Below are 11,202 nucleotides of genomic sequence, written 5' to 3' on the forward strand. Positions count from 1 at the left end.
GGCCTGGCCGCCGGCGGCATCCACCGCGGGTCCGGGCACCGGCAGCACCCGGGCGGCAACGACCCGCTCGGCGGCGCCCACGCCGCTCGGCGCGGAGATCCGGAATTCGGCCTCGAAGGTCTCGCCGCGTTCGACCGCCCCGCGCCACAACCGCCCGATCCGGTCCCGGTCCTCCGGATGCACCCCGGCCAGCCAGCCGCTGCCGGCCAGCGCCCCCGGCTGCTGGCCGGTGGCGGACCGCCAGCCGGGCAGGTCGACGTCGAGAGCGCCGTCGGCCGTCGCATGGAACACGTCCAGGCCGGCGGCGTCGGCGAGCCCGCGGTATCGCGCCTGCGCCCGCAACCGCTCCCGATCGGCGACATGCAGGCCGGTGACGTCCAGCGCGACGAAGGCAACCCCCACCGGACCAAGCTGCGGATCGCTCACCGGGAACCAGCTCGCCAGCCAGGTCAGCGGGTCTCCGGCCGGACCCGCGACCCCCACTTCCAGGTCCACCACGGCCTCGCCGGTACGCAGCACCCGGGCCAGCAGGGCGTCGAGTTCGGCATCGCTGTCACCGAGCACCTCGGACACGGTGCGGCCCAGGTGGTCCCGGGCGGACCGGCGGTCCCACCGGGTAAGTGCCTCGTTGACCCGGACGAACCGGCCGGCCCGGTCGAGCAGGGCGAGTCCGACCGGCGCCCGGACGAACAGCGCGTCCAACATCGCGTACGCCGCCACCGCAGGATCCACCCCGCCGCCACCCGCTGCCGGCGGCCCGCCGCGGGCAACGCTCAGCGGCCCGCGCTCCAGGGGGACGTCGCCGGAGCCTCGCCGCGGGCCGGTCCCGTCGATCACGTCGCGGGGCGTCGCCTCGCCGGCCGCCGCCGGATCGGCCCGCGGGACCAGTGGCCATCCCGCGGGCAGCACCGGAAGATCCCGGCCCCCGCCCCCCTGGGAGTCCTGGCCAGGCGCGGGAACGGGGCCAGGCACGGGAGCGGAACCAGGAGCGGAACCGGGCCCGGGTGCGGAACCGGGCACGGGCGCAGGGCCGGGCACGGGCGCAGGGCCAGGCGCGGGTCCCGTCGAGATCGGCCCCGTCGAGATCGGCCCGGTCGAGATCGGCCCGGTGTCCTGCGCACCGCTTCCGACGGGGCCCGTCGCCATGGACGCCGGCGGCCGCCGGGCACCCCGCTTCGGGCCGTACATCGGCACCAGCTCCGCCTGCCCGGGTGCCCCCGCCTCGGGAGTACCCATGGCCTCGATGGGCCCCCCGGAATCGGGCTGCGACACCCCGAAAGCGCCGGATGCGGGCCAGGCGGGCGGCTGCCCGGAGTACGGCGACGTCATGGGAGACGATTGTGGACGGTGTGACCATGTTGTGCCGAACCGCCCCGGACGGGGGGTCGGTCGACTACAGGCAGCGCCGGGGTCCAGAAACGCCGCGGTCCGGCGTCCGCCCTGGGTACGGACGGGCCGGTCACGACCTCCACCGACAGCACGGTGACCCGCCCGGTCGACACGATGACCGGGTCAAGAGTGAGATGAACCACCTCGGGAACGTCGTCGGCGAGCCGACCCACGCGCAGCACGAGATCCTCGAGCGCCGCGATGTCGACGGGAGTCGAACCGAGGTAGCCGAGCAGCAGCGGCGCCGCCCGCACCGAGCGGACCAGCCGGGCGGCGTCGACGTCGGTCAGCGGCAGGATGTGGTGGGCGCGATCACCGAGCAGCTCCGTCGCCGGGCCCGACAGGCCGAAGGAGACCAGCGGGCCGTACTGCGGATGCTCCTCGGAGCCGACGACGACCGACACCCCGACCGGCGCCATCCGCTGCACGACGATCGGCACCTCCGGCCCGAGCTGGGAGCGCAGCGACGTCCAGGCCGCGCGCACCGCGGCCGCGTCGGGCAGGTCGAGGCGCTGTCCGCGCAGGTCCGGCCGGTGCCGATAGGGGCGTGACCGGGCTTTGACGGCCACCGGGTATCCGAGCCGCGCAGCCGCCTCGACGGCGCGCCGCGGCGAGGTGACGAGCTCCGCCGGCTGCACCGTGATGCCGTAGCAGTCCAACAGCGCGGCGGCCCGCTCCTCGGGTAGCCGACCGGCCAGGCCGGCGATCAGCGCGCGGGCCTCGTCGGTCCGCACGGCCGTCACCGGCTCGGTGCCGGTGGGACGCGACCGCCACTGCGCGTAGCCGACGACGCGGCGCAGTGCGGTCACCGCGGCCTCCGGGGACGAGTAGGCCGGGATGCCGGCGAGCTCGCTCGGCATGTCGACGCCCTGCACGGAGGCCAGGACCGGCACGGTGATGCGCTCGGCCGCCTCGACCGCGCCGGCGGCGACCGGGCCCCGCGCCGAGGGCGGCAGGCGGGCCAGCGTCACGATGAGTGCGTCGGCCCGCTGCGCCGCGGCGAGCAACGCGGCCGTGAACGTTGCCGAACCGCTGCCCGCGGGCAGCAGGACCTCCTCGGCGATCAGGCCGGCGGCATCGGCGGCGTGCGCGGTGAGCCGGACCAGCGCCCGGGAGTCACCGATCACCGCGACCCGGTTTCCCGTGGGCAGCGGCTGCGAGGTGAGCAGCAGTGCCACGTCGAACGCCTGCGAGATGCGGTCCACGCCGATGACGCCGGCCTGCCGCAGCAGGGCGTCGTCGAGGGTCGAGCGGCCGGAGTAGACGGTCACGATCGGCTTGCGCCGGCCGAGACGACGCGCCAGCCGAGCGAACTTGCGCGGGTTGCCGAACGTCTCCAGGTGCATGATCACCGCGTCGGTCTCCGGGTCCTCCTCCCAGTACTGGAGCAGGTCGTTGCCGCTGACATCGGCCCGGTCCCCCGCCGAGACGAACACCGACAGCCCGACCCCCCGCGCGGCGGCCGCCTGCAGGATCGCCCCGCCGAACGGTCCGGACTGCGAATAGCAGCCGACCCGCCCGGCCGGCGGCATCTGCGGCACCATCGACGCGTTCAGGCCCCCGGCCGGGTTCTGGATGCCCATGCTGGCCGGGCCCACGACGCGCATCCCGTCGGCCCGCGCCTCGGCGGCCAGGGCGGCGTCGGCGGCGTCGTCCCGCTGGTCGGTGAACACGACCAGGCCCCACACGCCGGCCCGCCCGCACGCGGCGACGACCCCGGGCACCTCGGCCGGCGGCACGCACACGACGGCCAGGTCGATCGGGCGGGGCACCTGCTCGATGCCGCCGTAGGCACGGATCGAGCCGACCGCGGTGCCGGCCGCCGCGGCGGCCGGGTTGACCGGGTAGACCGGCCCGTCGAAGCCGCCGGCGAGCAGGTGGCGCAGCACCGAGTTGCCCACCGAGCCCGCGGCCCGCCCGGCGCCGATGACGGCGATCGACCGGGGATGCAGCAGCCGGCCGATGGAGGCCGCCTCCGCGCGGTGCTCGCGGGCGCGCATCACCGTCACCGACTGCTCGGTGGGGGTGATCTCGAACGACAGCCGGACCGCGCCGGAGTCCCAGGCCCGGGCGACGGTGTAACCGGCGTCGAGGAAGACGCGGATCATCTGCCGGTTCTCGCCGAGCACGTCGGCGTCGAAGCGGCGGATCCCACGGTCCCAGGCCGCGGCGGCGAGGTGCTCCAGCAGCACCGAGCCGAAACCCCGGCCCTGCTGGGCGTCCTCCACCAGGAAGGCCACCTCCGCCTCGGTCGGCCGGGCCGCAGCGCCCTCCCAGTGCGCCAACGCGACAAGGTCGTCGCCGATCATGGCGACGATGGCGCCGCGCAGGCGCTGGTCCACCACGGTCATCCGGTGGATGTCGGCATCGCTCAGCGCCCGGCGGGCGGTGAAGAAGCGGAAGTAGATCGACTGCGGGGACAACCGGGTCCAGAACGCCCGCAGCAACGGGCCGTCGGTCGGCAGGATCGGCCGGATGTGGGCCGTGCCGCCGTCGGTGAGGATGACGTCGGCCTCCCACTCCGCCGGGTACGCCAGCGGCGTCTCATCCCCGGCCGGGGACGGCAGCGGCGCGGCGCTCACCGGTCCACGGTCGGGTCGAGGCCGTGCAGGGGCAGGACCTCGCGCCGGGTGGCGGCGACCGCACGGTCCAGCGGATCGTCGGGGTCGCCCTCGCCGGCGTCCCAGGGCCGGTATCGGACGCTCACCCCGTCGCCGAGGGTCCGGGGCATCCCCGCCGTGGCCCCGACGGAGTTCTGGCCGGTGACGGCCCGCACCCGCTGCGGGGCCTCGGCGCGCCACTGCGCCGGCAGCGCGGTGCCGGGCTCGAGGGGGTGGTGGGCGGCGACCGCCAGCAGTTGCGTCCACGCCCGCGGCACCACCGCGTCCAGCGCGTAGCCGCCGCCGCCGCAGGCCAGCCAGCGGCCGTCGCACAGCTCGTGGGACAGCGCGTGCAAGGCCTCGTAGGAGGCCCGCTGCCCGTCGACGGAGAGTTCCAGATCGGCCAGCGGGTCGAGGGCGTGGGTGTCGCAGCCGTGCTGGGTCACCAGCACCTGCGGCCGAAACGACCGCAGCAGCACCGGGACGACGCCGGAGAAGGCCCGCAGCCAGCCGGCGTCACCGGTGAACGCGGGCAGCGCGACGTTCACCGCGCTGCCCGCGGCGCCGGGCGCGCCGACCTCGTCGGGGAAGCCGGTGCCGGGGAACAGCGTCCGCCCGGTCTGGTGCAGCGAGATCGTGAGCACCCGCGGGTCGTCGTAGAACGCCGTCTGCACCCCGTCGCCGTGGTGCACGTCCACGTCGACGTAGGCGATCCGGGTCGCCCCGGCGGCGAGCAGCCAGGCGATCGCGATCGCGGGATCGTTGTAGATGCAGAAGCCGCTGGCCATCCCCGGCATCGCGTGGTGCAGGCCACCGGCGATCGACACGGCGTGACGCGCCGGGCCTCCCCACACCGCCCGGGCGGCCTCGAGCGTCCCACCGGTGATCAGGGCGGCGGCCTCGTGCATCCGCTGGAAGACCGGGTTGTCCGCGGTGCCGAGGCCGAACAGGGCGGCCATCCGGGCCCGGGTGGGGTCGGGCGCGGCGCGAACCGCGTTGAGGTACAGCGGATCGTGAACGAGTTCGATCAGCTCGTCGGGGGCCAGGGTCGGGGTGGCGATCCGCAGCCCCGGCGCGTCGAGCACGCCCAGACTCTCGGCGAGGTCCATCGTCAGGCCCAGCCGGACGGGGTGCAGCGGATGCTGCGGCCCGAAGTCGTAGCCGGCCATGGCCGGATCCCACGCCAGGATGGTCGGTTCGACCGCCGACGGCAGGGTGCCGCCGGACCGCTGTGTTCCGCCCGGCACCGTCACCCCTCGACGGTAGCCCGAACGGGTCCTGCGCCGGTAGCGGTGGTGACGGGCTCGACCGACCGGCGGCGGATCGGGGTTCGCCGTAGATCCGCGGCAAATGCCCTAGGGTCAGTGCCCGTGGCAGCAGACGGACCCGTGGCAGCAGACGGAACGGCACCGCAGCGTCCGGTGCCGGCGGGCGCGGAGCATCCCGCGGCCGCCGGCTCGACCCGGGTGCGACCCGGCACGCCGCTGTGGGAACCCTCCGCGCGGCGGATCGAGCAGGCGGCGGTGACGAACTACCGCGGCTGGCTCGCCGCCGAACGCGGGGTGGACCTCGGCGACGAGGCGGCCCTGTGGGAATGGTCGGTCAGCGAGCTCGGCCCCTTCTGGGAGTCGATCTGGGACTTCTGCGCCGTCGAGGGCGAGCGCGGCGACGGTCCCGCCCTCGCCGATGGCAGGATGCCGGGTGCCGTGTGGTTCCCCGGCGCCCGGGTCAACTACGCCGAGAACGCGCTCACCCGGCGGGGTGCCGCGCCGGCGGTGATTGCCGTGCGGGAGGACGGCGCGACCGCGGTGGTCTCCTGGGACGAGCTGCGCCGCCAGGTCGCCCGGGCCGCGGTCGGCCTGCGCGCCCTCGGGGTCGGCGAAGGCGACCGCGTCTGCGCCGTGCTGCCGAACACCGTCTACGCGACGGTGGCGATGCTTGCGACCGCCAGCGTCGGCGCGGTGTGGTCGTCATGCTCGCCCGAGCTTGGCGCCACCGCCCTCGCCGCCCGTTTCGTCCAGATCGCCCCGAAGGTACTCATCGGCATCGACGGCTACACCTATCGCGGCCAGCGGTACGACACCATCGCGGCACTCGCCGCGCTGGCCGCCGACCTGCCCGGACTCGCCGCGACCGTGATCGTCCCCTACCTGGCACCGGACGCCTTCGCCCGGGCTCGCGGCGCGGGGCTGCCGGGCCTGCTCACCTGGGACGAACTCATGGCGGCGGAGAACGCCGAACTCGCGTTCACCCGGGTCGCCTTCGACGCGCCGCTGTGGATCCTCTACTCCTCCGGCACGACGGGGCCGCCCAAGGCGATCGTGCACGGGCACGGCGGCATTCTGCTGGAACACCTCAAGGCCCTGGCGCTGCATCTCGACCTCGGCCCCGACGACCGGTACTGCTGGTTCACCACGACCGGCTGGATGATGTGGAACTACCTCGTCTCCGGCCTGCTGGTCGGCGCGACGATCGTGCTCTACGACGGCGCCCCCGGCTACCCGGCGCTCGGCACCCTGTTCGGCCTGGCCGAGGCGTTGGAGGTGACGTGTCTCGGCACCTCCGCGGCCTACCTGCAGTCCTGCCGGGATGCGGGTCTCGTCCCCCGCGAACATGCCGATCTGTCCCTGTTGCGCACCATCGGGTCAACCGGGTCACCGCTGTCCGCCGCCGCCTACGCCTGGGTGTACGACGCGGTCAGCCCGCAGGTGATGTTGTCGTCGATCAGCGGCGGCACCGACGTCTGCACGGCGCTGCTGGCCGGCCTGCCGACCATGCCGGTACGCGCCGGGGAGATCGGCTCGCGGGCGCTGGGCTGCGCCGTGGCGGCCTTCGACGCCGACGGCAAGGAGATCGTCGACGAGGTCGGTGAGCTCGTCGTGACCGCGCCGATGCCCTCGATGCCGCTGCGCCTGTGGGGTGATCCCGACGGCAGCCGGCTGCATGACAGCTACTACGCGGCCTACCCCGGGGTCTGGCGCCACGGCGACTGGGTGCGGATCACGGCCGACGGCGCCGTCGTCGTCGAGGGGCGTTCGGACGCCACCCTCAACCGCGGCGGGATCAGGATCGGCACCGGCGAGCTCTACGGCGTCGTCGAGCAGCTTGCCGAGGTCACCGACAGCCTCGCGGTGGACACCTCGGACGCCCCCGGCGGCGGCGGGCTGCTGCTGTTCGTCGCCCTCGCCGAGCCGGGCCTCACGGCGCAGCTCGCGCAGCGGATCCGGCAGGCGATACGCACCGAGCTCAGCCCGCGGCACGTCCCGGACCGGATCCTCGAGATCGCCGCGGTGCCGCGGACGCACACCGGCAAGAAACTGGAGATCCCGGTCAAGCGGCTGCTCGCCGGTGCGGCGCTGGCCGACGTGGTGAGCCTGGACGCGGTCGCCAACCCGCAGGCGCTGTTGGCCATCGCGGCCACCGCCGACCATGCCCGAGCAGCCACCGCCGACCAGGCCGTCGAGGCGCCTGCCGCCACACCGCACGACTGACCGACCGCACTGCGCGACGACGGCGCTCCCCGCCGACAGTAAAGCCGGATCTTCGCTGGTCCCAGCGAAGATCCGGCTTCCATCGAACACACGGGCACACCGTCACCGGCGTGCCGTGCCCCCCAGGGGGGATGCCACCCGTGGCCCTGTGCACGCCCGCCGTGCCGACGGTCCCTGGCCGCGAGCGATCAGTCGAGAAACTCCCGCAGCCGGCCGGCGACGGCGGGCTTGCGCAGCTCGCGCAGCGTGTCCCGCTCGATCTGCCGGATCCGCTCCCGGGTGAGTCCGAGGCGGTTACCCACCTCGGCGAGGGTGTGCTGCTTGCCGTCGGCGAGGCCGAAGCGCAGCCGCATCACCTCCCGCTCACGCGGGTTGAGGCCACCGAGCACGTTCTCGATCTCGTCCTGCATCGCGCCGTACGAGGCGGCGTCGGCGGGAGAGGTCGCGTCCGAGTCCTCGATGAAGTCGCCGAGCACGGAGTCGCCGTCGTCGCCGACGGAGGTCTCCAGGCTCACCGTGTCCTGCGCGTAGCGGCGCAGCTCGACGACCTGCTCGATCGGCATGTCCAGCTCGAGGGCGAGCTCCTCGTCGGTCGGCTCGCGGCCGAGCGTCGAGACGAGCTGGCGCTGCAACCGGGTGATCTTGTTGATCTGCTCGACCACGTGGACCGGGATCCGGATGGTCCGGGCCTGGTCGGCCAGCGCTCGGCCGATGGCCTGGCGGATCCACCAGGTCGCGTAGGTCGAGAACTTGTAACCCTTGGCGTAGTCGAACTTCTCCACCGCGCGGATGAGCCCGAGGTTGCCCTCCTGGACCAGGTCCAGCAGGGTCATCCCGCGGCCGCTGTACTTCTTGGCGACGGAGACGACCAGGCGCAGGTTCGCCGAGACGAGCTGCTGCTTGGCGGCGTGGCCGTCCTTCACAAGCAGACCCAGGTCACGGCGGAGGTCCGCGGGCAGGTCGGGGTCGGACTCCACCTTGTGCTCGGCGAAGAGACCGGCCTCGACCCGCTTGGAGAGCTCGACCTCCTGCGCGGCGTTGAGCAGCGGCACCTTCCCGATCTCGCGCAGGTACATGCGCACGAGGTCGGCGGTGCCGGCGTGCTCGGCGGTGGAGCGGGTGGCGGCGGTGACTTCGTCGGTCGTCTCCTCCTCTTCGAGGAGTTCGACGCCGGCGGCGCTCAGCTTGGCGATGAGCGCGGGCAGCAGCTCGAGGCCGATGTCCGCGGACTCGAGCGCGTCACGCAGCTCAGAACGGCTGATCTCGCCGGACTCGCGACCGCGCGCGATGACCTCGGCGACGGCACTCACATCGAGTTCGTCGCCGTCATCGGGAACGGCGGCCAGCGAGCGGCTGGTGGCGGTACGGGCAGAGGCAGCGGACCGGCGAGTGCGCCGCGGGCTACGCGGGCGGTTCTCGTCGGTGCGCTCGGCAAGTTCCAGGGCAGGCAGCGTCATCAGTGGCAAATCCGATGGTCGGTGCGGGTGGGACGTCTGTTTCCGTGCACGTGGGAGGTAACGAACGAAGTCGCGGAACCATTCCCCGTGCAGGCGCACCCGGACATCAGCGATCGCCGGGCCTACCGGCAGTGTAGACCCATGCCCTCGAGACGCTGAACTCGCTGTCGCGAAGACTACCTGGCAGATCCCATGGTGTGGCGCGTTCCGCGAACTATCTTGACCTTCTCGCGTGGCGAGACCCCCGTCGAGAGCCCGGATCCTGAACGATGTGTGCGCACACGCTCACCGGAAGTGAGGATTTTCGAGGGGCTGCCGTCCGCACCACATTTTCCGTCCAGTACCGCCATCGGGCGGCGTCCGTCATCCGACAATCCCGACAGTGCCGCCGCGTCTCCCCGATGCCTCCCCGATGCCCCCCGATGCCGCCCCGAGACCCCCTCGAGAACTGACTCGGCAGCGTGCCTCAGGCTCGGATCCGGCCGGATCGGCATACCCGCGCCACCCACTCGGGCGGCATCCGGCGGTCTCCGGTCTCAGGTTGCCGACCGCGAGTCGTGGGTCGCGGGTCGCATCAGGTCGGCCGCGGGGCGGCAACGAGGTTTTCGTTAGGCAGACCACACCAGAGGCGCCCTCCACCTGTGCACAGCGTGTGACGGCTACTCTCACACGATGTCCGTCCCCAGCCTCCCGGCAGAGCTGGCGGCGTTGCGCGAGACCGCGGTCTCCGTGCTGCGCGGCAACGACCTCGGCGACATCACCCGACCGTCGCCGACGCTGTATCCACACCAGTGGCTGTGGGACTCCTGCTTCATCGCGATCGGGCTGCGCCACCTCGACCCGCAGCGCGCCGCCGCCGAGATCCTCTCCCTGCTGCGCGGGCAGTGGCCGAACGGCATGATTCCGCACGTGATCTTCGCGGAGACCACCGACTTCTACCACGCGGGTCCGCAGCGCTGGCGCTGCGACCGGGTGACGACCACCGCCGGCGGCGCGCAGAGCACCGGCGTCACGCAGCCGCCCATGATCGCCGAGGCCGCGGTCCGGGTCGGCGCGATGATGTCCGACTCCGAACGCGGGGAGTTCTACCGCCGGCTGTTCCCCGGGCTGTTGCGCTTTCACCAGTGGCTCTACGACGAGCGCGACCCGGACGACGACGGCCTGGTGTCCCTGGTCCACTCCTGGGAGTCCGGGATGGACAACACCCCGACCTGGATGGAGATCACCAGGCCGGTGGCGCCGCTGGGCGTGCGGGCGCTGCGGCGCGTCAACGGCGACGACGCCCTGGACGCGCTGCGCCGCGATGCCAAGGAGGTCCCCTCGGATGAGCGGCTCACCTCGGGGGACCTGTTCACGCTGTACCGGATCGTGCGCGAGCTGCGCCGGGCGCACTACAACTTCCGCGAAATTCGGCGGACCATCGTCCCCCTCGTGCAGGACGTGGCGTTCAACGCGATCCTGGTCCGCGCCAACGAGCACCTGAGCACCATCGCCACCGAGATCGGCGAGGTCATCCCGGCCAGGCTGCGCCGGTCGGCGCGCCGTACCCGGGAGGCGATGGGAGAGCTCGTCGTCGACGGCGTCTACTACAGCCGCGACTTTCGGACCCGGACCCTGCTGCGCCAGGAGACGATCGGCGGCCTGCTGCCGCTCTATGCCGGCGTCGTACCCGAGGATCGCGTCGACGAGATGGTCAAGACGCTCACCTCGCCGCGCTACTGGTCGCGCTTCGGCGTCGCGAGCGTTCCCCTGGACGACCCGAACTTCCTGCCCCGCTGCTACTGGCAGGGCCCGCTCTGGGTCAACATGAACTGGCTGATCGCCGACGGGCTGGAGCGCTACGGCCGGCTTGACGCCGCCGAGGACCTGCGCCGCAACACGGTCGACGTGATAGCCGCTTCCGGGGCGATGTACGAGTACTACTCGCCGCTCGACGGCTCCGGCGCCGGCAGCAACCGGTTCTCCTGGACCGCTGCACTGCTCATCGACCTGCTCGAAGTCGAGCGCTGACCCGGCCGGGAAGACCCTCCCGGCCGGGCCGCGGACCCTGGCGGCTAGCTCAACTGCAGCCGCTGGTGGAGCCGCACTGCTCGCAGACGTAGCAGCTCCCCGCCGGGCGCATCGTCACCCCGCAGGTGAAGCACAGCGGGGCGTCGACGACCGTCTGGGCGACCAGCGACTCGCCGGCAGGCGCCAGCCGCAGCTCCCGGGCGACGTGCGCGGGCCCGTGCCCGACGGCCACGCCGTTGCTGCCCGGCCCCGGCC

Annotated in this window: 7 protein-coding genes; 2 read left to right on the plus strand and 5 right to left on the minus strand. The window is 73.4% G+C overall.

Annotation, left to right across the window (positions count from 1 at the left end; all coding sequences use genetic code 11):
• The 3 genes from ND748_RS16175 to ND748_RS16185 all read right to left on the minus strand — a co-directional run.
• Nucleotides 1–909: PAS domain-containing protein (locus tag ND748_RS16175; RefSeq protein WP_251746638.1), on the minus strand; the 909-nt coding region annotated here is incomplete at its 3' end.
• Between the two features lie 416 nt (nt 910–1,325).
• Complete coding sequence (locus ND748_RS16180) at nt 1,326–3,971, minus strand: bifunctional GNAT family N-acetyltransferase/acetate--CoA ligase family protein (protein WP_251746639.1); 2,646 nt, start codon at nt 3,969–3,971, stop codon at nt 1,326–1,328.
• Nucleotides 3,968–5,236: an acetoin utilization protein AcuC gene (locus ND748_RS16185; RefSeq protein WP_251746640.1), complete on the minus strand. Its 1,269-nt coding sequence runs from the start codon at nt 5,234–5,236 to the stop codon at nt 3,968–3,970. Before ND748_RS16185 ends, ND748_RS16180 begins: the two co-directional genes overlap by 4 nt.
• 219 nt (nt 5,237–5,455) lie before the next feature.
• Between ND748_RS16185 and ND748_RS16190 the strand changes: the two genes are divergently transcribed.
• Nucleotides 5,456–7,480, plus strand: coding sequence for an acetoacetate--CoA ligase (locus ND748_RS16190; protein ID WP_251746644.1), 2,025 nt, complete (start codon nt 5,456–5,458; stop codon nt 7,478–7,480).
• A gap of 188 nt (nt 7,481–7,668) precedes the next feature.
• Here the strand turns inward: ND748_RS16190 and ND748_RS16195 are convergent, their stop codons facing one another.
• Nucleotides 7,669–8,937, minus strand: coding sequence for an RNA polymerase sigma factor (locus ND748_RS16195; RefSeq protein WP_251746641.1), 1,269 nt, complete (start codon nt 8,935–8,937; stop codon nt 7,669–7,671).
• Nucleotides 8,938–9,609: 672 nt separating this feature from the next.
• Between ND748_RS16195 and ND748_RS16200 the strand changes: the two genes are divergently transcribed.
• Nucleotides 9,610–10,947, plus strand: coding sequence for an amylo-alpha-1,6-glucosidase (locus ND748_RS16200; RefSeq protein WP_251746642.1), 1,338 nt, complete (start codon nt 9,610–9,612; stop codon nt 10,945–10,947).
• Between the two features lie 49 nt (nt 10,948–10,996).
• On the opposite strand, the gene ND748_RS16205 is transcribed toward ND748_RS16200, so the two are convergent.
• Nucleotides 10,997–11,202: hypothetical protein (locus ND748_RS16205; protein ID WP_251746643.1), on the minus strand; the 206-nt coding region annotated here is incomplete at its 5' end.

This window comes from Frankia sp. AiPs1 (assembly GCF_023716945.1).
In the GTDB taxonomy this organism is placed as follows: Bacteria; Actinomycetota; Actinomycetes; order Frankiales; family Frankiaceae; genus Frankia.

Coding starts and splice junctions, on each gene's coding strand:
- ND748_RS16195 (WP_251746641.1), bottom strand. CDS start 8,937: ATGACGCTGCCTGCCCTGGAACTTGCCGAGCGCACCGACGAGAACCGC.
- ND748_RS16200 (WP_251746642.1), top strand. CDS start 9,610: ATGTCCGTCCCCAGCCTCCCGGCAGAGCTGGCGGCGTTGCGCGAGACC.